The sequence below is a fragment of the Kitasatospora sp. NPDC127116 genome (assembly GCF_042677365.1).
Lineage (GTDB): Bacteria > Actinomycetota > Actinomycetes > Streptomycetales > Streptomycetaceae > Kitasatospora > Kitasatospora lactacystinica.
The window spans coordinates 1-25,442 of the sequence record NZ_JBHXTL010000108.1; the positions used below are offsets into that span (position 1 = coordinate 1).

Annotated in this window: 26 protein-coding genes; 9 read left to right on the forward strand and 17 right to left on the reverse strand. The window is 75.7% G+C overall.

The annotated features are described in order from the left end of the window. From ACFVHV_RS32465 to ACFVHV_RS32475, 3 genes are all read right to left on the reverse strand, one after another. A partial coding sequence (locus ACFVHV_RS32465) for a hypothetical protein (protein WP_380355897.1) occupies nt 1-193 on the reverse strand: 193 nt, incomplete at its 3' end. 93 nt (nt 194-286) lie between these two features. Next, nucleotides 287-955, reverse strand: a complete 669-nt coding sequence (locus tag ACFVHV_RS32470) for an AAA family ATPase (protein WP_359910808.1) — start codon at nt 953-955, stop codon at nt 287-289. A gap of 143 nt (nt 956-1,098) precedes the next feature. After that, a complete protein-coding gene (locus ACFVHV_RS32475) occupies nt 1,099-2,025 on the reverse strand; it encodes an LLM class F420-dependent oxidoreductase (RefSeq protein ID WP_359910811.1) in 927 nt (308 codons plus the stop codon). A 163-nt stretch (nt 2,026-2,188) separates the two neighbouring features. On the opposite strand from ACFVHV_RS32475, the gene ACFVHV_RS32480 reads away from it, so the two are divergent. Beyond that, entirely contained in the window at nt 2,189-2,542 is a 354-nt protein-coding gene (locus ACFVHV_RS32480) for a DUF6401 family natural product biosynthesis protein (protein WP_359910813.1), read from the forward strand. Between the two features lie 37 nt (nt 2,543-2,579). On the opposite strand, the gene ACFVHV_RS32485 is transcribed toward ACFVHV_RS32480, so the two are convergent. Next, a complete protein-coding gene (locus tag ACFVHV_RS32485; protein ID WP_380355901.1) occupies nt 2,580-3,386 on the reverse strand; it encodes a hypothetical protein in 807 nt (268 codons plus the stop codon). A 199-nt stretch (nt 3,387-3,585) separates the two neighbouring features. Here ACFVHV_RS32485 and ACFVHV_RS32490 point away from each other — a divergent pair, with 199 nt between their 5' ends. Further along, complete coding sequence (locus tag ACFVHV_RS32490) at nt 3,586-4,350, forward strand: alpha/beta fold hydrolase (protein ID WP_359910819.1); 765 nt, start codon at nt 3,586-3,588, stop codon at nt 4,348-4,350. A gap of 51 nt (nt 4,351-4,401) precedes the next feature. Here the strand turns inward: ACFVHV_RS32490 and ACFVHV_RS32495 are convergent, their stop codons facing one another. Genes ACFVHV_RS32495 through ACFVHV_RS32510 form a run of 4 tightly spaced genes read right to left on the reverse strand, consistent with a single transcriptional unit; the run spans nt 4,402 to nt 7,023 of the window. After that, a complete protein-coding gene (locus ACFVHV_RS32495; protein ID WP_359910822.1) occupies nt 4,402-4,908 on the reverse strand; it encodes a hypothetical protein in 507 nt (168 codons plus the stop codon). Between the two features lie 47 nt (nt 4,909-4,955). Then, nucleotides 4,956-5,378 (reverse strand): hypothetical protein, encoded by a 423-nt coding sequence (locus tag ACFVHV_RS32500; protein ID WP_359910825.1) that lies wholly within the window; start codon nt 5,376-5,378, stop codon nt 4,956-4,958. After that, nucleotides 5,375-6,247 (reverse strand): class I SAM-dependent methyltransferase, encoded by an 873-nt coding sequence (locus ACFVHV_RS32505; RefSeq protein ID WP_380355906.1) that lies wholly within the window; start codon nt 6,245-6,247, stop codon nt 5,375-5,377. Before ACFVHV_RS32505 ends, ACFVHV_RS32500 begins: the two co-directional genes overlap by 4 nt. Then, nucleotides 6,244-7,023: a DUF2071 domain-containing protein gene (locus ACFVHV_RS32510; RefSeq protein ID WP_380355909.1), complete on the reverse strand. Its 780-nt coding sequence runs from the start codon at nt 7,021-7,023 to the stop codon at nt 6,244-6,246. The genes ACFVHV_RS32505 and ACFVHV_RS32510 overlap by 4 nt, the downstream gene beginning before the upstream one ends. A gap of 378 nt (nt 7,024-7,401) precedes the next feature. Here ACFVHV_RS32510 and ACFVHV_RS32515 point away from each other — a divergent pair, with 378 nt between their 5' ends. Next, nucleotides 7,402-8,088, forward strand: coding sequence for a hypothetical protein (locus ACFVHV_RS32515; protein WP_359910834.1), 687 nt, complete (start codon nt 7,402-7,404; stop codon nt 8,086-8,088). On the opposite strand, the gene uppS is transcribed toward ACFVHV_RS32515, so the two are convergent. Both uppS and ACFVHV_RS32525 read right to left on the reverse strand, forming a co-directional pair. Further along, on the reverse strand, nt 8,027-9,892 hold the full coding sequence (gene uppS, locus ACFVHV_RS32520) for a polyprenyl diphosphate synthase (RefSeq protein ID WP_380355912.1): 1,866 nt from the start codon (nt 9,890-9,892) through the stop codon (nt 8,027-8,029). The two genes, ACFVHV_RS32515 and uppS, sit on opposite strands and share 62 nt — an antisense overlap. Nucleotides 9,893-10,095: 203 nt before the next feature. Then, the gene (locus ACFVHV_RS32525) at nt 10,096-10,686 is read right to left on the reverse strand and encodes a cysteine hydrolase family protein (RefSeq protein ID WP_380355914.1); all 591 of its coding nucleotides are present in this window, start codon (nt 10,684-10,686) and stop codon (nt 10,096-10,098) included. Between the two features lie 152 nt (nt 10,687-10,838). On the opposite strand from ACFVHV_RS32525, the gene ACFVHV_RS32530 reads away from it, so the two are divergent. Then, complete coding sequence (locus ACFVHV_RS32530; RefSeq protein ID WP_380355916.1) at nt 10,839-11,927, forward strand: GlxA family transcriptional regulator; 1,089 nt, start codon at nt 10,839-10,841, stop codon at nt 11,925-11,927. On the opposite strand, the gene ACFVHV_RS32535 is transcribed toward ACFVHV_RS32530, so the two are convergent. Together ACFVHV_RS32535 and ACFVHV_RS32540 are read right to left on the reverse strand one after the other, a co-directional pair. Then, on the reverse strand, nt 11,908-13,341 hold the full coding sequence (locus ACFVHV_RS32535; RefSeq protein ID WP_380355918.1) for a sensor histidine kinase: 1,434 nt from the start codon (nt 13,339-13,341) through the stop codon (nt 11,908-11,910). The two genes, ACFVHV_RS32530 and ACFVHV_RS32535, sit on opposite strands and share 20 nt — an antisense overlap. Before the next feature lie 95 nt (nt 13,342-13,436). Next, nucleotides 13,437-14,153, reverse strand: coding sequence for a response regulator transcription factor (locus ACFVHV_RS32540; RefSeq protein WP_380355920.1), 717 nt, complete (start codon nt 14,151-14,153; stop codon nt 13,437-13,439). Nucleotides 14,154-14,380: 227 nt separating this feature from the next. Between ACFVHV_RS32540 and ACFVHV_RS32545 the strand changes: the two genes are divergently transcribed. The 3 genes from ACFVHV_RS32545 to ACFVHV_RS32555 all read left to right on the forward strand — a co-directional run bounded on the left by ACFVHV_RS32545 (nt 14,381) and on the right by ACFVHV_RS32555 (nt 17,171). Next, complete coding sequence (locus tag ACFVHV_RS32545; protein ID WP_380355923.1) at nt 14,381-15,760, forward strand: ferric reductase-like transmembrane domain-containing protein; 1,380 nt, start codon at nt 14,381-14,383, stop codon at nt 15,758-15,760. A gap of 90 nt (nt 15,761-15,850) precedes the next feature. Beyond that, the gene (locus ACFVHV_RS32550; protein ID WP_380355926.1) at nt 15,851-16,387 is read left to right on the forward strand and encodes an FMN-binding protein; all 537 of its coding nucleotides are present in this window, start codon (nt 15,851-15,853) and stop codon (nt 16,385-16,387) included. A 31-nt stretch (nt 16,388-16,418) separates the two neighbouring features. After that, the gene (locus ACFVHV_RS32555) at nt 16,419-17,171 is read left to right on the forward strand and encodes an FAD:protein FMN transferase (protein WP_380355956.1); all 753 of its coding nucleotides are present in this window, start codon (nt 16,419-16,421) and stop codon (nt 17,169-17,171) included. 126 nt (nt 17,172-17,297) lie between these two features. On the opposite strand, the gene ACFVHV_RS32560 is transcribed toward ACFVHV_RS32555, so the two are convergent. Further along, on the reverse strand, nt 17,298-18,323 hold the full coding sequence (locus ACFVHV_RS32560) for a hypothetical protein (protein WP_359910857.1): 1,026 nt from the start codon (nt 18,321-18,323) through the stop codon (nt 17,298-17,300). Nucleotides 18,324-18,546: 223 nt separating this feature from the next. Between ACFVHV_RS32560 and ACFVHV_RS32565 the strand changes: the two genes are divergently transcribed. Together ACFVHV_RS32565 and ACFVHV_RS32570 are read left to right on the forward strand one after the other, a co-directional pair. Next, nucleotides 18,547-19,857, forward strand: coding sequence for a sensor histidine kinase (locus ACFVHV_RS32565; protein ID WP_380355928.1), 1,311 nt, complete (start codon nt 18,547-18,549; stop codon nt 19,855-19,857). Further along, entirely contained in the window at nt 19,845-20,501 is a 657-nt protein-coding gene (locus ACFVHV_RS32570) for a response regulator transcription factor (protein WP_359910863.1), read from the forward strand. Before ACFVHV_RS32565 ends, ACFVHV_RS32570 begins: the two co-directional genes overlap by 13 nt. A 114-nt stretch (nt 20,502-20,615) precedes the next feature. Here the strand turns inward: ACFVHV_RS32570 and ACFVHV_RS32575 are convergent, their stop codons facing one another. The 4 genes from ACFVHV_RS32575 to ACFVHV_RS32590 form a co-directional block, all read right to left on the reverse strand. Beyond that, a complete protein-coding gene (locus ACFVHV_RS32575) occupies nt 20,616-22,790 on the reverse strand; it encodes a DEAD/DEAH box helicase (RefSeq protein WP_380355930.1) in 2,175 nt (724 codons plus the stop codon). Nucleotides 22,791-23,028: 238 nt separating this feature from the next. Next, the gene (locus ACFVHV_RS32580; RefSeq protein WP_380355933.1) at nt 23,029-24,024 is read right to left on the reverse strand and encodes a hypothetical protein; all 996 of its coding nucleotides are present in this window, start codon (nt 24,022-24,024) and stop codon (nt 23,029-23,031) included. Beyond that, nucleotides 24,021-24,935, reverse strand: coding sequence for an ABC transporter ATP-binding protein (locus tag ACFVHV_RS32585; protein ID WP_380355934.1), 915 nt, complete (start codon nt 24,933-24,935; stop codon nt 24,021-24,023). Before ACFVHV_RS32585 ends, ACFVHV_RS32580 begins: the two co-directional genes overlap by 4 nt. 43 nt (nt 24,936-24,978) lie before the next feature. Then, nucleotides 24,979-25,368, reverse strand: a complete 390-nt coding sequence (locus tag ACFVHV_RS32590; RefSeq protein WP_380355937.1) for a GntR family transcriptional regulator — start codon at nt 25,366-25,368, stop codon at nt 24,979-24,981. Nucleotides 25,369-25,442: the final 74 nt, after the last annotated feature.

Below are 25,442 nucleotides of genomic sequence, written 5' to 3' on the forward strand. Positions count from 1 at the left end.
GGGCGGCGGCACCGGCCGCCCCGGCCGCATCGGCGCCGCCGTCCGCGCACCCGGCCACCGCGGCGGCCGGAGCCGCGGTGGCGCGGTGTGCGGCCGGAGCGGCGAACTGGCTCAGGCCGGCCGCGGCGACCAGCGCGGCGGCGCAGGGGAACAGGCGGGGGGCACGCGAGCGCACCCGGGCAGTACGGCGCATCAGCGCTCCTGACGGGGGAGTTGACGTGGTCTCGGCCGCGTGCCGGGCCTGCTCCGGCCGGACCCGCCGGCGCCCGGCGCGGACTCGCCGAGACTACGACGCCGTGAAGTCGATCTCCCGCAGGGCGCGCGCGGCGGCCCGGTCGAGTACCACGGCCGACGCACAGCCGGCCGGCAGCCGGCCGGCCTCCAGGATCCGGTGGCGCAGCCGGGCGACCGCGGCCAGGTGCCGGGCGAAGGCGTAGCGCGAGACGCCGCGCCGGCGCCGCCGCTGCCCGTCCAGGGCCTCGGCCGGGTCGGCGTCGAGCAGCAGCAGGTGCACCCGGCGGCCCTGCCGGGCGGCGGCGCGGACCAGCCAGGCCCGCACCCAGGGCTGGGTGCCGCAGTCGTGCACGGCGAGCGGCCCGCCGTCCAGGACGGCGCGGCGCAGCCGCCGGTAGTGGGCGAGCCGGGCCAGCGGGCGGTAGAGCGCGTACGGCAGGCGGCCGGGCAGCCTGGCCGCGTACTCCTCTCGGACCAGCTGGGAGTCGATCAGCGGGGCGCGGACGCAGCGGCGCATCAGGGTGCTCTTGCCGCTGCCGGGCAGGCCGGTGACGACCAGCAGGTCCCCGGCGGGGTAGCGCAGGACCGCCGGCCCGGGCCCGCGCAGCTCGTGCCGGGCGGGCGGGTCGTGCGGCGCGGGCAGGACGACGCGCTCCCCGGCGGTGCGCGGCGGCGGCACCCTCGGCGCCGCCGCCGTCCGCACCGCTCTCGTCCCGCTCACCCGGTCTCCCCCCGCCGTTCCCGTCCAAGGAGCATGGCGCATTCCCAAGAACGAGTAAAGGGCGGAGGTCGGGGCGGGTACGGACGACCCCGGCCGGGTCCGGGCCACCGGGCGTCCGGACCGCCGGCGGGCCCGGGCGCGCCTCAGGCGAGCTGCGGGGCGATCCGGGAGGCGATCAGCTCCAGGTGGTCGAGGTCGTCCAGGTCGAGGATCTGGAGGTAGATCCGCTCGCTGCCGACGGCCGCGTACCGGCCGATCTTCTCGGCGACCTCGTCCGGGGTGCCGGCCAGCCCGTTCTCCTTGAGCTCGTCGACGTCGCGGCCGATCACGGCGGCGCGGCGGGCGACCTCGGCGTCGTCCCGGCCGACGCAGGCGACCAGGGCGCTGGAGTAGACCAGCTCGTCGGCCGCGCGCCCGGCGTGCTCGACGGCGGCGCGGACCCGGCCGAACTGGGCGGCGGTGTCGTCCACCGAGGCGAACGGCACGTTGAACTCGTCGGCGAAGCGGGCGGCCAGGGCCGGGGTCCGCCGGGGGCCGTGCCCGCCGACCAGCACCGGGATGTGCTCCTGGACGGGCTTGGGCAGCGCGGGCGAGTCGGTCAGCGTGTAGTACTCGCCGGCGAAGTCGAAGGTGTCGCCGAGCTTGGTCCGCCACAGCCCGGTGATGATCGCCAGCTGCTCCTCCAGCCGACCGAACTTCTCCTTCGGGAAGGGGATGCCGTACGCGGTGTGCTCGGCCTCGTACCAGCCGGCACCGAGGCCGAACTCGACCCGGCCGCCGCTCATCGCGTCCACCTGGGCGACCTGGATCGCGGTGACGCCGGGCAGCCGGAAGGTGGCGGCGGTCATCAGCGTGCCCAGGCGGATGGTGCTGGTGTCGCGGGCGAGGCCGGCCAGGGTGATCCAGGCGTCGGTGGGCCCGGGCAGGCCGTCGACGTCGCCCATCTTCAGGTAGTGGTCGGAGCGGAAGAAGGCGCTGAAGGCCCCGAGCTCCTCGGCGGTGCGGGCCACCTTGAGGAGGGTGTCGTAGCTCGCGCCCTGCTGGGGTTCGGTGAAGATGCGGAGGTCCATGCCGGCCATTCTGGTACGGAGCACCCCGTGATCGGCAGAGCGAACCGGACGGGACACGGACCGTCGCCGCGGCGGGCGGTGGCGCGGGCGGGGTGGCCAAGGTCTCAGCACGGAACCGTCACGGGCGTCCGTTCCGGCTCCGGGGCTCGCCTAACGTGGACGGATGTTCGCCACCTCCGACGATTCCTTCCGGCGCTCCCCCGACGAGCCGGCCGGCTGTCCGCTGCCCGGCATCGTGACGGCCTTCACGCCCCGCCTGGCCGAGTTCGCCTTCGAGCCCGGTTTCGTCGCGGCGGTCGACCAGCACGCGGCGATGCTGCGGGAACTGCTGTACGCGCAGGGACCGGAGCTGGCGCCCCGGCCCCTGGACCGTGAGGAGCTGTCGGACTACGCGCTGGGCTTCGTCGACGCGCTCGACGAGATCGGCTGGCGGGAGCCGGTCGGCTACGACTACGCCGTCATGCGGCTCACCGCGATCTGCTGGCTGGTGCGCGAGCAGGGCCTGCTGGAGGTCTGAGCCCCGGCAGGCCCTGCCCGGCGTCCGGTGGTGGCGGCTACCGGTTCTGGTCGCCCTCGATGCCCGGCGCGGGCGGGGTGCCCGGACCGGTCTGGGTGGTCGGCCGGACCGGCTGGTTGGACAGCGCGTCGGAGCGGCCGGCCTGGTAGGCGCTGCCGCGCAGCCGGGCGGTCTCCCGTTCGGCGCCGTCCAGCCACCGCTCCCAGCGCTGGCGCATCGGCAGGATCAGGCCGCCGCCGACGCCGACCACCAGCACGCCGGCGATGGTGGCGAGCACGGCGATCAGCACCGGGGTCGTGATCGCGGTGGCGATCCCGACCTGGCCCAGCGCGGCGATCACACCGAGGCCGACGATGAACGCCCAGACCGCGGTGGCGACCGCCCGGCCGTACGAGGCTCCGGACAGCGAGTTGCCCACGATGTCCCGCACGCCGTTGGCGATGGCCATCGCGACCACCAGGATCACGACGGCGACGATGGCCCTGGGCAGCCAGGCGACGATGCTGTGGATCATCACGCTGATCGGGTTCGGGCCGAAGACTCCGAACGCCAGCTGCAGGGCCATCAGCAGGACGATGTAGTAGACGACCTTGCAGACGATGCCGGTCATGTCGTACTTGGAGCCGGCCAGCCGGGCGGCCATCCCGGACCGCTCGGCGACCCGTTCCGAGCCGAGCCTGCGCATCACCCGGTCGAGGACCTTGGCGATGGCCTTGGCCACGATCCAGCCGATGAACAGGATCACCAGGAAGGCGATGAACTGCGGGATGACCTTGGCGATCTTGGACCAGGCCTGGGTGAAGCCCGACCCGAAGTCGACGGACAGAGCGAGCTGCTGAGCCACGGAGTCCTCCACTCGGTGACACGGCGCCACGAGCGGGCGCTTGCGGCCCCCCACCCTTCGTGAATAGCAGGCGCCCGCTCCGGCCGCGCGCGCCCGGTGTCCGGGATGGTTCCCTCGGGTGAACGGTCCGGCCGTCCGCACGCGTACAGTGGCGGTCCGGGGGACGGGCCACGGGCGGGACGGACGGGACGGTGCGGCAGTGAGCGGTACGGCGGCGGAGCGCGCGGTGGGCCACCGGGCGCTGCACTGGCAGGTCCGGCCGGACGCGGCCCGGGCCGCCGTCCTGGTGCTGCACGGCGGCGAGGAGCACAACTTCTCCCGGCCCGGACGCCTCAACCTCCCGCTGCTGCGGATGCACGGCTTCCTGCGCGGGCTCACCAGGGCGACCGCGGACGCCGGCGTCGCCATCGGGACCGTCCGCTACCGCCACCGCGGCTGGAACGGCGAACGGGCCGACGCCGCACAGGACGCGACCGCCGCGCTCGACGAACTGACCGCGCTGCTCGGGCCGGTGCCGACGGTGCTGGTCGGCCACTCGATGGGCGGGCGCGCCGCGCTCCGGGCCGGCGGGCACCCGTCCGTCACCGGCCTGGTCGCCCTCGCACCGTGGTGCCCGGCCGAGGACCCGTGCGAGCAGCTCGCCGGACGCGACGTGCTGATGCTGCACGGCGACCGCGACACCGTCACCCCGCCCGCCGACACCCGCGCCTTCGCCGCCCGCAGCCGCGCCGCGGGCGCCAGGGTCTGCGGATACACCGTCACCGGCAGCGGCCACGCCATGCTCCGGCGGATCCCCGACTGGCACCGCGCCACCACCCGGCTGACCACCGCGCTGCTCGGCCTCCAGCCGCTCCCCGCCGAGACCGCCTCCGCCCTCGCCCTCCCGACCGCCTCCCGCGAGGCCCTCACCCTCGCCCTCCCGCCCCAGCCGCGCCGCGCGCCGGCCCTGCCGGCGAACGTCTGACGGGACGGGCCCCGCGGAGCGGCGGTACCGGGCGGGGAGGTGCCGGCGTGCTCAGCCGGTGGCAGCCTTGGCCCCGTCGGGCGAGACGCAGGGGGACTCGAAACCGACCTTCAGCGTGGCCGGCCAGTTGTCGCCGTCCGAGATGGAGGCCTTGAAGCCGTTGTCCGGGTTGGTGAGGACGATCACACCGGGCCTGCTGTCGGTGACCCGGAACCCGGCCACGACGAGGTGGCCGCGGAAGGCGTCGAAGATCGTGTCGTGGTGATCGGCCGGAATGTCCCGCAGGAAGCGGTAGGTGACGGCCTTCACCCGGCCGTCCGGCTCCGAGGGGGCACCCTTCTTGAAGCACTTCTCCTCGCCGTCGCGGTCGACCACCGGCGAGATCGGCTTGGGGAAGGCGAGGAAGGTCTCGGAGAAGTACTGGTCGGTCTTCTGCTTGGCCTGGGCGCTGGTCAGCGCCGCGTCGGACGAACCGGAGCAGGAGGTGGCCGCCAGCAGGACGGCGCCGGCCGACAGGGCCGACCGCACGGCGCGAGCACGGGGGAAAGCAACGGTCACCGCATGATCCTTGAGGGGTGTGTGGGCTCCTGGGGTCGCGACTGATCCTAGACCGTGTGCCAGAGGGCTCCGGCGAAGACCGCCGTCACCCAGGTCCACAGCACGCTGAGGCCGAGGTGGGCGACGGTGCGCAGGCGGTCTCCGCGCCACAGCCGGGGCGAGAAGTAGGCGAACTCGAAGAGCCAGCGCAGGCCCCAGAAGAGCGTCTGGCCCGCCAGCAGGGCGGTGCCGAGCCGGCCGCCCGCCAGCAGGTCGGGGGCCAGGCAGAGCGGGAGCAGACCGAGCAGGGCGCAGGCGAGGCCGATGAAGAAGAGGTGGGCGTAGGAGACCTGCCGGGTCAGCAGGGTGGTGCCGGACAGGTCGGCGGGCCAGCCGATGGCGCGGGGCAGCACCGCGTGGACCAGGCCGAGGGTCACGAGGGCGGCGCCGACCAGGCGCAGCTGGGCCTCCAGGGTGACCAGCCCGGTCATGACGCGGCCTTCCGGAAGGCGAAGGCGGTGACCAGGCCGGCGATCCGGCGCTCGGCGGCCGGGTGCAGGCCCGCCTCGGCGGCGTGCCGCAGCCAGGTGGCGCGGGGCAGGAAGTGCCAGGCGCCGGGACCGTAGACGGCCGTGTTGGCGGCGTCCCGCAGGTGCTCGACCAGCAGCAGGGTGCCGCCGGGGCACAGGCTGCGGGCGGCCTCGGCGAACAGGGCGGTGCGGTCGGCGGGCCGGCGCAGCTCGTGGGCGGCGAAGACGGCGAACACGGTGTCCAGGGCGCCGGTCGCCGCGGGCAGGGCGTCCGGGCGGGCCGGGATCCCGCCGGGGGCGGGCGGGGCGTGGCGGCGGGCGCGGCGGATCGAGCCGCTCGCGGTCAGCGCGGGGTCGTACAGGTCGGCGAGCCGTCCGCGGGCACCGGGGTGGCGGGCGGCGATCGGGCGGCTGGCCTCGTCCAGGCCGGTGCTGATCACCAGGTGGTCGCCGGGGCCGTCGGGCAGCAGCTCCGGCAGCCAGTCGTAGCGGTGGAGTGCGGAGCGGTCGTAGACGCACCAGGTGGCGAGGGTGCTGACGGCGAGGTATCCGGCGGCGGTGGCGGCGACCGTCCGGGCGAGCACGGCGGCGGGGCCCGGCAGCCGGCCGGCCAGCGCCCCGCCGACGGCGACGGTGAGCGCGCCGGCGGCGTACATCGGCCAGTTGTAGCGGACGACCTCGCGCACGCCGGACGGGCGGGGGCCGTCGGTCCGGGCCGTGGACGGGCACAGGACGGCGGAGCAGGCGGCGAACGGGCGGGCGGCGGACGGGCCGGGGGCGGACGGGCCGGGGGCGGACGGGCCGGGCCCGGCCGGGGCGGGGGCGGTCATCGGGCGGCTCCGGTGAGGTGGCGGCGCTCTCCGGCGTGCCAGCCGTAGTCGAGGCCGGCGACGTGGAAGGCGTTGGCGAGCAGGGGCCGGCTGCCGGCCAGCGGGCCGTGGTCGAAGAAGGTGAGCCGGGGCACCTCGACGGCCACCGGGACCGGGTCCCAGTGGGCGCGGGTGGCCTTGACCACGATCATCGAGCGGGTCTGCGGCTCGTACTCGAAGGTGTAGGGCAGCGGGCCGGCGAAGCGCCGCGCGGCCCGGGCGTCCGCGAACGGGCTGCCCGGCGGGAGGGCGGCGGGGGCGCCGCCGAGGTCGGCGCGCACGTGCAGGTCGGCGCGGCCGTCGCCGCTGACCACCTTGAACTCCAGGGTGTCGCCGACCACCCGGGTGCCGATCCGGGCGTGCCGGTAGTGGTAGCGGGAGAAGGCGTTGCCGCCGAACGCCATCATCCGGCTGTCGGTGTCCGAGCGCAGGATGCGCAGGCCGCGCATGGTGCGGCCGCCGGGGGTCGGGAAGCGGGTGAAGACCCGGTAGCCGGTCAGGATGAAGTCCCGGCCGAGGCGGGCGGGCAGCGCGGCCGGGCGCAGTGCCCGGGTGTCCACGACGGCGGCGGCGACGAAGCCGTGCTCGGTGCCGTCGGGGTCGGTGTAGGTGTCGAGGGCGAGGCCGGGCGGCACCAGCGGGGCGAGCAGCCGGGGCGGCAGGGCGTAGGTGAGGACGAGCGAGTGCGCGAAGTGGGTGCGCATCGCGAAGGGGTGGCGTTGCAGCAGGTGTCGCACGGTCGACTCCGGGGTCGGGTAGGGGGGTTCGGAGCGTGACGGGGCAGCACGGGACCGCCTTCCGCCGCAGGCCGCGGTGGGGTGTCCTCGCGGCCCTCATCATGGCGCACGACTTTGAACACGTTCAACTCAGGGTGGGGGCGGTACGGCGGGGGTACGCGAACGGCCGGGACCGCACGGAGTGCCCGGCTGCCGGACCGGACACCCGGCGGGCAGCCGTCCCGGGGGGCTCATGTCCCCGAACGGACCACCCGTGGCTGCGTCCCGCTCCCCCCGTGCGAGTGGTTTCGTTCTCCGGAATGGCCTCGGAGACGGTCGGTGGACGGATGATCCGTCCCATGGCCGTGCTGGACGGCCCGGGAAGGACGGTTCGGGACGATGAGCACGACGCGGCGTTCGCTGCTGGGCGCGGCGCTGGGCGCCCCGCTACTGGGGTGGCTCACCGGGACGGCGGCCGGTGCCGTTGACGGCGGCGCCGACCGCTCCGGAAGCCTGGGAACGCTCTCCAACGGCTGGGTCGAGGTGCGCTGGACCCCGGAGGCACAGGCCCAGCTGGACCGCTTCCACGCGATGGTGGACGTCGTCGCCCCGGCCCGCATGGTGATGGACCGCCACGGCCCGGCCGTCCACCTGCCGATCCGCTCGGCCGTGGGCGACCCGTCCCTCGCGAACCCGCCGAAGGCGCACGGCGACGGGGCACTGGACGGCGGGGTGTCCGTCCGCACCTCCCGGGGCGACTACCGGGTGGTGAACCTGGCCGGCGCGATCAAGGACGGCCTGGGTTCCGGCCGGTGCGAGGTCGGCGGGGCGGAGATGGGGCACCGCTCGGCCTTTCGCTGCGGCCTCACGGAGGGCAAGCTGACCGCCGATCCGGTACCGGCCGGGCACCCGATCAAGGTCCGGCTCACCGGGGTGCCGCTGCGCCCCACCCAGGAGGCGGTGGACGCGTACACCGCGAACTTCGGCGCGCACCCCGTGACCGTGGACACGGTGCTGGCGTACGTCACGGCCCAGGGAACGTACACCCCTCCTCCCCCGGCGGCGGCACAGGAGCAGCACTCGTAGGGGGCTTCCGGGACTGCTGGGACCGTTGGGACGGCGCGGACGGCTGCGGTTGCCCCGACGGCTGCGGTTGCCCCGACGGCTGCGGTCGCCCGGGTTGCTGCGACTGCCCGGGTTGCTGCGACTGCCGGGACTGGGCGGGCACGCCCCCGCCGAAGCGGCGCTCGCGGGCCGCGTAGGCGCGGACGGCACCGCGCAGCCGGGCCAGGTCGTAGTCGGGCCACGGCGCGGGGTCGAACAGCAGCTCGGCGTAGGCGAGTTGCCAGGGCAGGAAGTTGCTGATCCGCTGCTCCCCCGAGGTGCGGATCAGCAGGTCGACGTCCGGGAGGTCCGGAAGGTACAGGTGCCGGGCGAGGTCGGCCGGGCCGATCGCCTCCGGACGGATCCTCCCGGCCACCGCCTCGGCGGCCAGGCCCCGGGCCGCGGCGGCCAGTTCCTCCCGTCCGCCGTAGTCCACGCAGACCGTCAGGGTCAGCGTGCCGTTGTTGGACGTCATGCTCTCCACCAGCGCGATCGCGGAGGCCAGCGACTCGTCCACCCGGTCCCGCCGACCGCACCACCGGATCCGCACCCCGAGCGCGTGCAGGCCCTCCGCGCCGCGGGTGAGGCCGTCGGCCAGCGAGTCGAACAGCGCGGTCAGCTCCTCGGGCGGGCGGTCCCAGTTCTCGGTGGAGAACGCGTACAGGCTCAGGTGGCGGATGCCCAGCCGCAGCGCCGCGTTGACCAGGCGCAGGGCGGCCCGCTGCCCCGCCTGGTGGCCGTGCCGGGCGGGCAGTCGGCGGGCCTCGGCCCAGCGGCGGTTGCCGTCCATGATCACGGCGACGTGGGCGGGCGCCCCCTCGGCGGGCACGGGCCGGGCGCGACGGCCGGGAGTGGCGCCGTCGGAGCTCAGCGGAGTGAGGCCCTCGGACAGGACGCGCGAGCGCGCCAGGGTCACTTCGTCGTACTGCAGCTGGGCGCCGAGCAGCAGGGTGTGCAGGAACGGGCGGCAGCCGGGGGCGGCGAGCCAGGTGACGGGCAGGGCCTGCTCCAACAGCCGGTGCAGCTGTGCCTGCTGACCCTCGACCAGCGTGTCCAGGGCGGCCCGGTGGCGTCCGCCGGGATCGGGTCGGCCGAGGTCGGCGACGGTCAGGCCGAGCCGGCGCAGCTCCTGCTGCGGCAGGTAGCAGCGGCCGGCCGCGAGGTCGAGCGGGAGGTCCTCCAGGATGTCGGCCAGCTGGCAGGCCTCCCCCAGCGCGGACAGCGCCTCCGCCGCCCGCGGGCCCCGCGCCCCCAGCAGCGGGGCCCACAGCTCGGTGATCGTCCCCGCGACGCCGCGCAGGTGGCGGCGCTGGTCCGCACGGGTCTCGAAGACCGGAGGGTGGGCCCCGTCGGCCCGGGTGGCGTCCAGGAACTCCTCGACCAGCGCCGGGTCCAGCTCCCACCGGCGCACGGTGTCCATGAAGGCCCGGCGCAGCGGGTGCTCGCTGCGGCCGGCCGCCAGCTCGGCCAGGGTCTCGTCCCGCCAGCGGGCGAACCGGCGCAGCCGCTCGGCGGGGGCGGCTTGGGCCTGGCCGTCACGGGCACCGGCATCACGGGCGTCAGCGTCACGGGCGTCGGCGTCAGGGATGTCGGCGTCGTCGGCGATCCGGTCGGACCGGGAGGCGAAGCCGTTGACGGCGTGGAAGTACGGCCGCACCTCGGGCGGCAGTGTGTCGCTGATCGCCCGCAGCGAGGCCTGGTGGCCGGCCACCTCCTGCTCGCAGACCCGGTACGACTCCGCCAGCTCCGGCGGGCCGCCCACGGCCGCCGCCCCGTTCCCCGCCATGCCCGTTCCCCGCCCTCCGCCGACACCGTGCGCGGACTGGTCAACGAGGCGGGGGCGGATCGGTGGCGTTTCCGGGCGCCCTCGACGCCCCGGACCATCACGGCGGACCGCCACGGTGGACCGCTTCGGCGGGCGGTCCGGCCGAGGCTCCGCCCGGGCCCGCCGAGGGCCCGCGCCGAATCCGCCCCGGATCCCGCCCTGGCTCAGCCGAGGTCGGCCGGGGACTCCACCACCACGCCGTACAGGTCGCCGATCGTCGCCAGCGCGGCGCGGTGGACCTGGGCGGCCGTCAGCCCGGTGCCGGCCGACTCCAGCGGGCGGGTGGCGCAGGCGGCGGCCACGACGGTCGGGCGGTTGCCGCGCAGGAAGGCGCCGGCCGTGGTGAAGGCGACGCACATGTGGGTCATGAATCCGGCGACGACGACGTCCCGGTGGCCGGCCGCGTCGAGCAGTTCGCCCAGGTCGGTGCCGACGAAGGCGTCCGGGGCCTGCTTGACCACCACCCGCTCGCCCTCGGCCGGGGCCACGCTCGGGTGGATCCGCCCGATCTCGGCCCGGATGTCGTACGGGGTGCCCTCGCCACCGTCGTTGATCACGTGGATCACGGTGGAACCGGCCTCCCGGGCCCGGGCGAGCAGGTCGGCGCCGGCGTCCAGCGCTTCCTGCCAGCCCTCCAGTTCCATCACGCCGCGCACATAGGTGTTCTGGTAGTCGATCATGATCAGGGTCGAGTCGCCGAGCACGGCGGGCTTCTCGTCGAGGCCGTTGAGGGTGCGCAGGGTCGTGGTGGGCACGGGTTACCGCCTTCACGGTCGGGAGTCGGGGATCTCGCGGGCCACTGCGGGTGCGGCCGGCCCTGAGAACGCTACGGGCGGCGCTCGGGTGTCGGCAATGTCGGCTAACCTGCAGATTCCGACATCGAGCAGGGACGACGAGGAGGGAAGCGGTGTCCGCACCCGCTGCGCAACGGCTGATCGTCATCGTGCTGTTCGAGGGCGTCGACCTGCTCGACGTGACCGGCCCGCCCGAGGTGTTCTCGCTGGTCCGCCGGGAGACCGGCGACGCGACCGGCTACCGGGTCGTCCTCGCCGCCGAGACGGCGGAGCCGGTCACCACCGCGGCGGGCGTGCGCATCCTGCCCGACCTCACCTTCGACGAGGCCGCCCGGAGCCGGATCGACACCCTGCTGGTGCCCGGCTCGGTCGAGGTGGACGACCACCGCCGGGTCCGCGCGCTCGCCGACCCGGCGGTGGTCGACCGGGTCCGCACACTGGCCACCCGCTCGCGCCGGGTGGCCAGCGTCTGCGTCGGCGCGCACCTGCTCGCCGCCGCCGGGCTGCTGGACGGGCGGCGCGCCACCACCCACTGGTCCACGGCCGGCCAACTCGCCGAGGAGCACCCGGAGATCGAGGTCGATCCGGACCCGATCTTCATCCGCGAGGGCGACGTCTGGACGGGTGCGGGCATCAGCGCGTGCCTGGACCTGTCGCTCGCGCTGGTCGCCGAGGACTTCGGCGAGGAGCTGGCCCTGCGGGTCGCCCGCCAGCTCGTCATGTACCTCAAACGCCCCAGCGGCCAGAGCCAGTTCAGCGTCCCGCTGGAACCCGTCTCGACCACCCGGCGGATCGAGGAGCTGCGCCACCACATCCTGCGCAATCTCGCCGGGCCGCTCACCGTCCCGGACCTCGCGGCCCACGCCCACGTCGGCGAACGGCAGTTGACCCGGATCTTCAAGACCGAGCTGGGCACCACCCCGAGCGCCTACGTCGAGTCCGCCCGGGTCGAACTCGCCCGCCACCGGCTGGAGTCCACCGACGCGACGCTCGACCGCATCGCCACCACCTGCGGCTTCGGCACCGTCGACACCCTGGTGCGCGCCTTCCGCCGCCGCCTCGGCACCACGCCGACCGACTACCGGCAGCGTTTCCGTACGAGGGCGGCGACGGCGGCGACGGCGGCGACAGCGGTGACAACAGCGACGGGAACGGCAACGGCCGCAGCGACGGCGACGACCGTCAGGGCAGCCGGACGGTGAACACGGTGCGGCCGGGCCGGCTCGCCACCGCCACCGTGCCGCCGTGCGCCCCGACCACGGCCCGGACGATCGCCAGACCGAGCCCGGTCGAGCCGGTGGCGCGGGAGCGGGCCCGGTCACCCCGGACGAAGCGCTCGAAGACCCGGTCGGCCAGCTCCGGCGCGATCCCCGGACCGTCGTCCGTGACGCTCAACTCCACCTGACCGTCCGGCCGTTCGAGGCAGAGCCGGACCTCGCTGCCGGGCGGGGTGTGGGTCCGGGCGTTGGCCAGCAGATTCGCCACCACCTGGCTCAACCGGTGCTCGTCCCCGCGCACCAGCACCGGCTCCTCGGGCAGGGCGAGCCGCCAGCGGTGCTCCGGCCCGGCGGCGCGGGCGTCGGCCACCGCGTCGAGGGCGATCCGGGTCAGGTCCACCTCCTCCTCGGCCAGCGGGCGGCCGGCGTCCAGCCGGGCGAGCAGCAGCAGGTCCTCGACGATCGCCCCCATCCGCAGCGCCTCGGCGTCGATCCGCTCCAGCGAGTGCCGTACCGGCGCCGGGACCGGCCCGGGGTGGCGCAGCGCCAGCTCGGCGTGGCCGCGGACCGCCGCGACCGGGGTGCGCAGCTCGTGGCTGGCGTCGGCGGCGAAGCCGCGCAGCCGCTCCTCCACCGCGTGCCGGCGCACCAGCGCGTCGCCGACGTGCCCGAGCATCCGGTTGAGCGCGGCGCCGACCCGGCCGACCTCGGTGCGCGGGTCGTCGTCCGGCACGCGTTCGGCGAGCAGCACCTCGCCGCTGGCGAGCGGCAGCGCGCTGACCCGCTCGGCCATGCCCACCACCCGCCGCAGCGGGCGCAGCGAGAAGCCGACCCAGGCGGCCCCGGCCGCGCCCGCCGCGGCGACGGAGATCGCGAAGACGGTGAGTTCCAGGGTCTCCAGCCGCTCGACGGTGTCCTCGGCCGGGCGCAGCGGCAGGCCGCTGACCAGCACGTCGCCGTCCCGCCCGGCGACCGCGCGGACCCGGTAGTGGCCGAGGGCCCGGCCGAGGTCGAGGGTGCGGGCCGGGCCGTCGACGGGCAGGGCGGCCAGGGCGTGCTCCCGGTCGGGGGCGAAGGCGACCCGGTCGTCCTCGTTCCCGGGGTCGTCCACGTCGTCGGCGTCCCCGTCGACCACGCCCGCGGCGGTGACCCGTCCGCCCAGCAGCCGTACGCCGAGGGTGCCGGGGGTCTGGGCCCGGGTGTCGGGGCCGGCGCCGTGGCCGGTGTGCTCCAGGCTCGCGGCGTAGCGGCCGCCGGACTCGGCGAGCTGCTGGTCCAGGCGGTCGACCAGGAAGTGGCGCAGCGCGGCGGTGGTGGCGAGGCCGACGGCGGCGCAGGTGGCGACGAGCAGCACCAGCAGGCCGGCGATCAGCCGGGCGCGCAGGGTGCGGGGGGCCATCCGTGGACGGCGTCTGCCCGGACGGGGGGTCAACCGTGGACGGCGTTCGCCCGGGCGGCGGGCCGGCCGTGGACGGGAGCGCCCCGTGCGGGGCTTCATGTCGCGGCCTTGATCAGGTACCCCGCGCCGCGCACCGTGTGGATCATCGGGCTGCGGCCCGCGTCCACCTTCTTGCGCAGGTAGCTGATGTACAGCTCCACGATGTGCGCCTGCCCGCCGAAGTCGTACGACCAGACGGCGTCCAGGATCTGCGCCTTGCTGAGCACCTGCCGGGGATGGCGCATCAGGTGGGCGAGCAGCGCGTACTCGGTCGGGCTCAGCTCGACCGTCTCCCCACCCCGGGTGACCTCGCGGGCCCGGTCGTCCAGCACGAGGTCGCCGAGCACCAGCGCGTGCGGCGGCGGCTGCCCGGCCGCGGCGGGCGGGGCGGCCCGGCGCAGCAGTCCGCGCAGCCGGACCACCACCTCGGCCAGGCTGAACGGCTTGGTCACGTAGTCGTCGCCGCCGGCCGCGATGCCGGCGATCCGTTCCTCGACGGCGTCCCGGGCGGTCAGGAAGAGCACCCGCACCTCGGGCTGCTCGGCGTGGACGCGGCGCAGCACCTCCAGGCCGTCCAGGTCGGGCAGCATCACGTCGAGCACCACGGCGTGCGGCCGCCAGGCCGCGGCGGCCTCGACGGCGGCCAGGCCGGTGGTCACGCCGCGGGCCTGCCAGCCCTCGTAGCGGACGGCTCCGCAGACCACCTCGACCAGGTCCGGTTCGTCGTCGACGACCAGGACCCGCCAGTCCGGGCGGTCGGCGGTCTCGTCCATGGGGCTCCTCGCGTCGGGTGCTGCGCGGTGGTCATCCTGGCCGGTCCCGATGAGAAACCGGTGAGACCCCGGAGAACGGTTCGCAAGCCGACACACTCGCCCTGACCTGCCCTTTTCCCCTGACCGGCGGGCGCCGGGGCCGGCCCGGTTCAGAGCCCGCTCAGAGCTTGCGGTGCGATCGTGGACGGCCTCGGCGGCACTCGCCGCCGGGCTCCGAGGAGGATCCGATGACCACTGCCGCCGCCCCGAAGCCGCGGCCCGGGCCCCGGCGGGCACCCGACCGCCCGGGCCGCCGGGCGGCGCCGCGTCCGCCGTTCGCCCTCGACCCGCGAGCGGCGCTCGGCCTGATCGCCGCGGGCGTGCTCGGCGTGCTCGCGCTGTGGTGGACGGGCACCCCGGCCGTGGTCGGCGCGGACGGCTGGCTGACCGGCGCCGGCCGGATCACCGGGCTGCTGGCCGGCGGTACCGCGCCGGTGCTGCTCCTGCTGATGGCCCGGCTGCCGCCGGTGGAGCGCGGGGTCGGCGCCGACCGGCTGGCGCGCTGGCACGCCTTCGGCGGGCGCTGGACGGTGGCCCTGGTCACGGTGCACGTGCTGACGGTCGTCCAGGGCTACGCGCTGACCGACGGACGCGGGCCGATCGGCGAGGGCGTGGAGATCGTCCTCCACTACCCCGAGATGCTCAAGGCCACCCTGGGCACCCTGCTGCTGCTCGGCACCGGCGCCGTCTCCGCCCGGATCGCGCGCCGCCGTCTCCCGTACGAGGCCTGGTACTACCTGCACCTGGCGACCTACCTCGCGGTGGCGCTGGCCTTCGCCCACCAGCTGGCGACCGGCGCCGACCTGGGCGGCGGCCCCGGCCGGGCGGCCTGGTACGCGCTCTACTTCGGCACCGCGGCGCTGCTCGGCTGGTACCGGCTGCTGCGGCCGTGGCTGCTCGACCGGCGGCACGGCCTGACCGTCGCCGAGGTACGGCCGGAGGGCCCCGGGGTGGTGTCGCTGTTCCTGCGCGGGCGGCGGCTGGACGAACTCCGCGCCGAGCCCGGCCAGTTCTTCCGGCTCCAGTTCCAGGCGCCCGGGCTGCGCTGGGCCGCCAACCCGTACTCGCTGTCCGCGCCGCCGCACCCGCACTTCCTGCGCTTCACCGTCAAGGACCTCGGCGGGCACAGCGCCGCGGTGGCCGCCCTGCGCCCGGGAACCCGGGTGCGCGCCGAGGGCCCGTACGGGGCGTTCACCGGGCGGGGGCTGCGGCAGCGCCGGGTGCTGCTGCTCGGTGCCGGGGTGGGGATCACCCCGCTGCGCGCCCTGTTCGAAACCCTGCCGGGCGAGCTGACGCTGATCCAGCGGGCCCGGCGGCCGCAGGACGTGCTGTTCCGGGCGGAACTGGCCGAGGTCGCCCGGCGGCGCGGCGCGGCGGTGCACGAGTTGCTCGGCCCGCGCGAGCAGGTCGGCGACCTCGGGGCCGCGCTGGCCCGGCTGGTCCCGGACCTCGCCGAGCACGAGGTCTACCTGTGCGGCCCGGACGCCCTGACCGAGGAGGCCGTCCGCGCGCTGCGGGCGGCGGGGGTGCGGCCGGGGCGCATCCACCACGAGAGCTTCTCCTTCTGAAGCCTTTCCTTCTGAGCCCGTTCGGCTCGCCCCCGAGCACCCGAGCACCCGAGCACCCGAGCACCCGAGCACCCGAGGAGCGTCCATTCCATGCGCCGAGCCGTCGTCACCAGCGCCGCCACCGCGGCCGGGGTGGTCCTGCTGCTGTCCCTCAAACCGCACGAGGCCGCCGGGCCCGCTCCGGTGATCGGCTCGGGGCCGGGCACCGGCGCCGGCCAGGGCACCGCCGCCGGCTCCGGCACCGACTCCGGCACCGGGGCCGAGGTCTCGGCACCGTCGAACGCCCCGGCGCCCTCCGCCTCCGCACCCGCCTCCACGTCCGCACCCGCACCCGCACCCGCCGCGGGCGCCACCCGGAAGGTCAGCGGGGACACCGTCAACACCCGCTACGGCCCGGTGCAGGTCCAGGTCACCCTGGCCGGCAGCAGGATCACCGCCGTCGACGTGGTCAAGTACCCGAGCGCCGAACGGCGCGACCGCGAGATCAACACCTCCGCGCTGCCGGTCCTCAACCAGGAGGCGATAGCCGCGCAGAGCGCCCGGATCGACGTGGTCAGCGGCGCGACGTACACCAGCGACGGCTACGTCCGGTCCCTGCAGAGCGCCCTCGACCGGGCCAAGGGCTGAGGCGCCCGTGCTGCGCCACGCCGAGCCCGTGATGGGCACCGTCTTCTCGGTCACCGTGCGCGACCCCGCCCCCGGGACCCCGGCCGCGCTGGAACGGATCGCGGAACGGCTGCACCGCATCGACGCGGTGTTCTCGACGTACCGGCCGGACAGCGACATCAGCCGCCTCGACCGGGGCGAACTCGCCCTGGACGACTGCGATCCGGAGGTCCGCACCGTGCTGGCCGCCTGCCGGGAGGTGGCCGCCGAAACCGACGGCTACTTCACCGAGCGGCCGGGCGGCCGGCTCGACCCCAGCGGCTGGGTCAAGGGCTGGGCGGTCGAGCAGGCGGCCGCCCTGCTGCGCTCCTCCGGCTCCCGGCAGTACTGCGTCAGCGGCGGCGGAGACGTGCAGAGCGCCGGCGGACCGTGGCGGATCGGCATCGCCGACCCCCGGCGACCGGGTCTGCTGGCCGCCGTCCTGGCCGGCCACGACCTGGCCGTGGCCACCTCCGGCACCGCCGAGCGCGGCGCGCACATCCTCGACCCGCACACCGGCCGCCCGGCCTGCGCCCTGGCCTCGCTCACCCTGGTCGGCGCCCCGGGCACCGGCATCGCCCGCACCGACGCCTGGGCCACCGCCGCCTTCGCCATGGGCCCGGACCGCGCCCTCGCCTGGGCCGCCCGCCGACCCGGCATCGAGGCCCTGGCCGTACTGCCGGACGGCTCGAAGCGCTGGACCCCGGGCCTGCCCGGGCACCTCCCGGCGAGCGGGCCGGCGGACTGGCGCACCGCCGTCGGCTGACCTGGCGGCCGGGCCCGGCACGCCGGTTCCTCCTGGGCCGCACTTCCCCGCACTTCCCCGCACTTCCCCGCGCGCAACGGTGCCCGCTCCACGCGGAACGCCCGTCCCGGCGAGGCGAGTTCCGGCCTACGCCCGCTCCTGCTGCGCCGCCCGCCAGGCCTCCCAGGCCACCAGCGGCGCGAGGTACGACCAGCGCCGCGAGCCGTCCGGGCAGGTGCCGCCCTCGATCAGCTCGGAGACCGTCCGGCGGGTGAACGGCACCCAGACGGCCATGTCGTGCTCGAAGGTGCTGTGGCAGGCCTCGCGGCGGCGGTCGATCTCGGCCGCGTCCAGCCGGGACCGGACGGTGGCCACCAGCGTGTAGCAGGAGGCCGGCTCGCTCCAGCCCAGCCAGGTGATCACGGTCGGCCCGACGTCGTCCGGCAGCAGCCCCAACTCCTCCTCCAGCGCCCGCCGGACCAGCCCGTAGAAGTCCTCGGCGGCGCCCGGCTCGTCGCGGTACTTCATCGTCTCGTTGATCCCGACCGTCCACTGCGCCGGGAAGGTGTGGACCGCCAGCGAGCGGCGGAGCAGCAGCAGCCGGCCCAGCCGGTCCCGCACCGCGACGCAGGCGCTGACCATCGTGGGCGGCGCGACGGCCACGAAGCTCGTCAGGCCCTGGTCCAGCGCCTCGTGCAGCAGCCGGGCCGCCTCCGGGTCCTCCCGGCCCATCCCGGTGGTGGCCATGCACTCCGCGTAGTCGCTCTCCGCGATGTCCACCTCGCAGACCCGCGCACCACCGTGCTCGCCGTGATCGACCGTCAGCCGCGAGATGTACGCGGTGCGGCCCGCCGCACCGGCCGCCCTCCGGCGCACCACCTCCTCGGCCCACCCGACCGCGTCCAGCACGTGCGGGCGCTCGACCCTCCCGCGGTGCGCCGTCACCAGCGTGCTCGGCGCCAGCGGCCGGGTCGCCGACCAGGTGATCAGCGGCGCCAGCCCGTCCGCCCGCACGTCGTGCGCCCGGGCCGCCGCCGTCAGGCTCGCCCGCCGGACCCGCGGCACCGGCACCCGGGAACCGAGCCGTGAGCCGCCGAACTTGGCGAAGTCGTACACCAGATTGGTCACCACCCCGAGCAGCAGGGCCCCACCGATCCCCAGCAGCCACTCCACCCCGGTTCCCCCACTTCCGCGATCGACCCGCCCCATTGTGGAGGTGTCCAGCACGGCGGCGGAAGAGCCGCGCCCCGTGACGGCCTCCGGGCCGGTTCCGGGGCCGGTGTTAGGGTGATCGAACAGTCGGCTCGGAGGCTCGGAGGGCTGAACCATCGTGCGGGCGCCCAGGATTGCCGCGTCCACGGTCCGGTCGGCCACCCGGTCGGCCGTCCGGTCCGCGGTGCGCCGCTCCCCCGCCGCCGCCGGCCACCTCCTGCTCTGCCTCGGCACCGGGGCGGTCGCGCTGGTCGGGCTCTGCCTGCTGCTCGCCGTCCTCGCCCTCTGCCCGGTCGGCCCGGGCCTGCCGCTCCTGCCGCCGGCCCTGCGACTGCTGCGCCGGTTCGCCGAGTTCCACCGCCGGCGGGCCGGCCGGTGGCTGGGCGGCGACCGGCCGCGCACCCCGTACCGCGACCGGGCGTCCCTGCGCGACCCGGCCGTCCGCAAGGACCTGGTGTGGCTGCTCGCCCACGCCACCGCCGGGACGGCCCTGTCGGCCGCCGCCCTCACCCTGTGCAGCCACGCCGTCAACTGGCTGACGGCGCCGGTGTGGTGGCGGCTCCTGCCGGACGAGCGCGGGAGCATCATCCTGCTGACCGTCGACTCCTGGCCGGTGGCCGTCGCGGCGGCGGTCGGCGGGGTCGGCTACGCGCTGGTCGCCCTGGCCGTGCTGGCGCCCGCCGCCGACCTGCACGCCCGGGCCTCCCGCCGGCTGCTGGTCGCCCGGCCCCGCCCGTCGCTGGCCCGGCGCGTCCAGGAGCTGACCACCACCCGGTCCGAGGCGCTGGACGCCCATGCCGCCGAACTGCGCCGGATCGAACGGGATTTGCACGACGGCGCCCAGGCCAACCTGGTGGCCGTCTCGCTCCGGCTCGGCATGATCCGCCGCGCGCTGGACCAACGTCCCGAGCAGGCGGCCGCGTTGGTGGACTCCACCCAACTCGTCGCCGAGCAGGCCCTGGAGTCGCTGCGCGCCCTGGTCCGCGGCATCCACCCGCCGCTGCTCGCCGACCGCGGTCTCGCCGAGGCCGTACGGTCGCTCGCCGCCCGCTGCGCCGTGCCCACCCGGGTCGAGCCGGACCCCGGGGGCGGCCGGGGCGAACCGGACACCGGGGACGGCCGGGGCGAACCGGACCCCGGGGGCGGCCGGGGCGAACCGGACCCCGGGGGCGGCCGGGGCGCCCCCTCCCCGACCGCCCCGCCACCGCGCGCACCGGCCGCCGCCGAGGCCGCGGCCTACTTCGTGGTCTCCGAGGCGCTCGCCAACGTCGCCCGGCACAGCGGAGCCCGCAGCGCCCTGGTCCGGCTGCGGATCACCGCGGCCGCCATCGCCGTCCGGGTCGAGGACGACGGCCGGGGCGGCGCCGTCGAGGGCGCCGGAAGCGGCCTGCCCGGCCTGCGCCGCAGGGTCGCCGCGTTCGACGGCACCACCCGCCTGTCCAGCCCGCCCGGGGGCCCGACCATCCTGGAAGTGGAGATCCCGTGCGGATCCTGATCGCCGAGGACAACGCCCTGCTCCGCGAGGGCCTCGTCCTGCTGCTGCACAGCGAGGGACACGAGGTGTGCGCGACCGTCGAGCACGGCGACGACCTGCTGCCCGCCCTGCTCGACCACCGCCCCGACGTCGCCGTGGTCGACGTCCGGCTGCCACCGGACTTCCGCGACGAGGGACTGCGCGCCGCCGTCGAGGCCCGCCGCCGCCTGCCCGCACTGCCCGTCCTGATCCTCTCCCAGTACGTCGAACGCGCCTACGCCGCCGAGCTGCTCGCCCAGAGCGCCACCGGCGTCGGCTACCTGCTCAAGGACCGGGTCGGCCGCGCCGAGGAGTTCCTCCAGGCGCTGCGGCGGGTCGCCGAGGGCGGCACCGCGATGGACCCGGAGGTCATCTCCCAGCTGATGGCCCACCGCACCGGCCCCGACCCGCTGGCCGCCCTCACCGCGCGCGAACGGGAGGTGCTCGCCCTGATGGCCGAGGGCCACAACAACCCGACCATCGCCCGGCTCCTCTTCCTCGCCGAGAGTTCGGTGAACAAGCACATCGGCAACATCTTCGGCAAGCTCGGCATGCCCACCCCCGACACCGGACACCGCCGGGTGCGCGCCGTCCTCACCTACCTGCGCGCACTCGCGGACGGCTGACCGCCCGCCGTCCCGCGCCCGGCGCCCCGTTCACCACTGGTCGCTCGTCGGTCGTCGCTCGTCGGTCGTCGTTCATCGCTGGTCGCTCGTCGCTCATCGCTGGTCGCTCGTCGCTCATCGGTCGGAGACCGCCAGCCGCAACTGCTCCTCCTCGACGATCAGCGCCGCCAGCGACTGCTCCGACACGTCCACCGCCTCCGGGGTCGACTCCGCCACCTCGCTGCGCCGCGCGTAGTCGTCGAACAGCCTGCCCTTCACCCGCAGCAGGTCCAGCATCCGCTGGTCGACGCTGTCCGCGGCCAGCAGCCGGTGCACCCGTACCCGGCGGACCTGCCCCATCCGGTGCGCCCGGGCCACCGCCTGCTCCTCCAGGGTCGGTTTGACCTGCGGCTCGCAGAGGATCACCACCGAGGCGGCCTGGATGTTGAGCCCCACGCCCCCGGCCTGGATCTGGCAGAGCAGCACCGCGTGCCCGGGCGCGGCGGCGAACCCGTCCACCACGTCCTGCCGCCGCACCGAGTCCAGCGAGCCGTCGACCGGCCCGAACGCCCGCTGCTCCAGAGCCGCCTGCACAGCCGCCAGGACGTCCCGGAAGAACGAGAAGACCACCACCTTCAGTCCGCCGTCCGCCGCCTCGCGGACGATCTCCAGCAGCCGGCGCAGCTTCGCCGACCGCGCCGGGTCCGCGTACCCGGCCCGGCGCATCGCCGGGAAGCTGCCCGCCGCGACGGCCGAGCGGTAGGCGGCGAGGTCGGCGGGCGAGAACTCCTCCCACTCGTCCACGTGCACCACCTCGGGCAGCTCGGTCAGCACGTCCCGCTGGTTGCGGCGCAGGTACGCCGGGGCGACCGCCTTGCGGAAGGCCACCGGCCCGGCGGCCGCCGAATCCTGCCGGACCGACGGCACCAGCCCGGGCCGGAGGTACTCCACCAGACTGCGGAACTCCTCCACCCGGTTCTCCATCGGCGTCCCGGTGAGGAACAGCACCCGCTCCACCCGCTCCGTCCAGGCGGCCACCGCCCGGGAGCGCTGCGCGGCACGGTTCTTGACGAAGTGCGCCTCGTCCACCACGACCATCCCGACCGTGACCGCCTCCGCCACCTCGGCCGCCTCCAGGCGGCGCAGCCCGTCGAAGGTCACCACGGCGACCCCGCCGTCCCGCAGCCACCCGGCGAGCGCCGCCTCCCGCTCCGGGCCGTGCACCCGCAACGCCCGCAGAGTGCTGCGCGACTCGACCTCCCGGATCCAGTTGATCAGGACACTGGCCGGGCAGACCACCAGGAAGTGGGTGCTCCCCCGCGCCCGCAGGTGCGCCAGCACGGCGATCGCCTGGACCGTCTTGCCGAGGCCCATCTCGTCCCCGATGATCACCCGCCGCTGGGCGAGCGCGAACCGCGCCCCGAACGCCTGGTAGCCGCGCAGCGAGACCCGGCAGTGGGCGTCGTCCAGCGGCTCGGCCCGCACGCGGTCCGACAGCTCCTCCGGCAGGAACCCCTCGGCGGCGGCGGGTTCGGCCCCGGCCTCCTCGACGATCCCGCCGAGCACGCCGTAGTAGTCGGCCGAGCGGAGCTCGAAGTCCGTCCATGCCTCGACCGGGTCGACCGCCGGACGCAGCAGGTCGACCGAGGCCTGGGCGAGCAGCACCGGGACCTCCAGCGCCGCGTACCCGGCCAGCTCCTTCTCCAGCCGCTCGACCGCTGCTTGCGCCTGCGCCCGCCGCTCCCGCCCGGCGAACAGCCCGCGCAGCAGCCCGCCGGCCGGCTGCGCGGCCGCCACGAGCGGCTCGACCTCGGCCCGGACCCGCTCCGCGGTCTCCCGGGCCCGCCGCGTCTGGGGCCCGGCGGCCACAAGCCGCTGGAGCGCCACGACCAGCGCGGTGCTCGTCGCGTCCTGCCGCTCGACGTCCAGCCGCACCGCCACCGTCTGCTCGACCGCCCTGGCGATCTGCCCGGCCGCGGCCAGCGCCTGCGCCGCCGTCTGCGCCCCGACCCCCGGGATCAGCCGCAGGGTGTAGCCGGAGGCCTCCGCCACCTGCCGCACCGTCACCAGCCCGGCCGCCTCCAGCGCCCCGACCCGCAGCCGGCCCTCGGTCACGTCCCGGAGCCGCGCCACCGCGATGGCCCCCAGCTCCTCCCGCACCAGCCGGTCCCGCTCCCCGACGTACGCCAACCGCGCCTGCTCCACGGCCGCCCGGTGGTCCGCCACCACCGCCCCGGCCGCCGCCAGCAACCCCCGCGCCTCGGCGAGAACCACCCCGGGCCGCCGCCCACCCCGCCGCCGCTCCCCCATCGCCCGACCCCCGCCTCGCCGCACACCCCTGGACGCACCATGGTCCCACCACCGACCGACGGCCGCGGCGGACGCGAATCTCCTGCTGGACGCACTCAGCCCTTCCGAGCACATCGGCCAGGACCCGAGTCGGTGACTCGGGTCCTGGCCGTGGGTCGTCGTCGCCCGCTCGACGGAGCGGTGACGCCGGGGCGTGTCTGACAATCCGCGCACCCGGCGGGAAGTGTCAGGCACGCCCCTAGACGCGGATGCGGCGGAAGACGGTGAGCAGCAGGAGCAGGGTGAGCGCCAGGAGGATGCCGGCCTCGACGAGTTGGATGGGGACGAGGTGGTCGGCCGGGTGGAAGCGGGCCCAGGAGGCGATGGCCTCGTCGCAGCCGGGGGCGCGGGCGGAGAAGAGGCAGGAGTCGGTGCTGGCGTGGGTGCCGTCGGGCAGGACGATGCCGCGGCCGAGGAGCCAGGCGTTGGTGGGTTGGGGGGTGCCCACGGCGGCGATCTGTTCCACGGCCGGGTAGAAGTGGGGGCGGGCCCAGAGGACGAGGCCGTGGGCGGCGGCGACGAGGGCGCCGGTGAGGAACATCGCGGGCAGGGTGCGGCGGACGAGTTGGCCGATCAGGACGCCGAGGGTCAGGGCGAACAGGGACCAGGCGATCGGGGCGAGGCCGAGGACCGGGTAGGTGAAGAACTGGAACGGCGGGTCGAAGGCGGCCGGGCCGTGCACGATGTCCGTCCACCACACCCAGGTCATCAGGGAGGCGAGCACGCCGGCGGCGGCCAGGACGGCGAGGCCGGGAACGGCGAGGCGGACGGCCAGCCAGCGGACCGGGCTGACGGACTGGGCCCGGATCAGGCGGATGGTGCCGCGCTCGTACTCCTGGGCCAGCAGCGGGGCGCCGACGAACACGCCGGTCAGCAGCGGGACCGCGGTGACGGCGGGCTGGAGGACCTGGAGGTACCAGAAGTTCGGGCGGTCGATCGGCTCCAGGCGGTTCCAGCACTCGCGCCGGTCCCAGGTCTCGGGGTAGTAGCAGTCGGTCCGGTGCAGCTCGCTCACGATCCGGCTGCTGGTGAAGTGGATCCACAGAAGGTCGGCGACCGCCAGGACCAGCAGGATGCCCAGGGTCCAGAGGAGGAGCCGGTTCTGGCGGAGCACCAGCCAGAGGATTCCGCGCAGGGCGGGCTTGGTGGAGGCCGTGGGAGCGGTGGTGCGGTCGGGCAGGACGGTCGTGCTCATGCGGCCACCTCGTTCGGTTCCTTGCGGTCGGCCGGTTCGGCGGGTCCGCGGAGGTAGCCGAGCAGCAGGTCCTCCAGGCTCGGGCGCTCGCTCTCCCACTCGCCGTCCACCGGCTCGTCGGTGCGGACCAGGGCGATGGCCCGGCGGCCGCTGACGCGCTGTTCGACCACCGACTCGGCGGCCAGGGAGGACTCCTGGGCGGCCGGGCCGGTGAGCAGCCGGTGCCCGTCGAGGATCTCCTCCAGGTCGCCGGCCAGCCGGACGCGTCCGCGCTGGACGAGGAGCAGGTGGTCGATGACGCCGTCCAGCTCGGGGAGGATGTGCGAGGACAGCACGATGCTGGTGCCGCGCTCGGCGGCGGACGACATCAGGGCGCCCATCAGCTGGTGCCGGGCGAGCGGGTCGAGGTCGGCCATCGGCTCGTCGAGCAGCAGCAGGTCGGGGAGCTTGCCGAGGGCGAGGGCGAGGCAGACCCGGGTGCGCTGGCCGCCGGAGAGCGAGCCGATCCGCGCATTGGGGTTCAACTCGCCCTGGTCGACGATCTGTTGGGCCCCGTCCGCGTCCCACACCGGGTTGAGCTCGCGGCCCATCCGCAGCGTTTCGGCGACGGTGAGGCCCGGGTAGAGCGGCTTGTCCTGCGGCACGTAGGCGATCCGGGCGCGCAGCCCGGGATCACCGGCGGTGGCGCCCAGCACCCGCAGTCCGCCCTCGGTGGCCGCGAGTTGGCCGGCGGCCAGGGAGAGCAGGGTGCTCTTGCCCGCGCCGTTGGGGCCCACCACTCCGCAGATCCGCCCGGCCGGGACGGTGAGGTCGCAGCCCCGCAGGGCCCAGCCGCCTCGGTACCTCCTGCCGAGGCCTTCGGCCTCCAGGGCCGGCGCCGACGCGGGCGCCGTGGTCGTCGGGTCGTCCACCCGGTCCCCCCACTGTTCTCTGTTCGGTGTTGCCGAGGGGTCCTCAGACCCCGGTGTCGAAGCGCTGCTCCAGGACGGAGGCCATCAGCGCGGCGATGTCCTCGCGCTCCAGGCCGGCCCCCCGGGCCCGGTCCACCCACCCGACCAGGTCCGCGCGCAGCGGCCCGTCCGCGGCCGCCTCCGGCCGGGCGAGCGAGCGCCGGACGAAGGTGCCGAGACCAGGGCGGGGTTCGACCAGCCCTTCGCGTTCGAGTTCGCGATAGGCCTTCAGCACGGTGTTCGGGTTGATCGCGGTCAGTTCGACCACCTCACGGGCGGTCGGCAGTTTGTCTCCGGGCTGGAGCAGTCCGAGTCGCAGGGCCTGCTTGGTCTGCTGCACGATCTGCTGGTACGTGGAGACGCCGCTGCGCCGCTCAATGCGGTACTCGATCACCGGCGTTTCGGCCTTTCACTAGTTCAATAGTGGAATAGTGGCCCACGGCGGCACGTGGGTCAAGCCGGACCCCC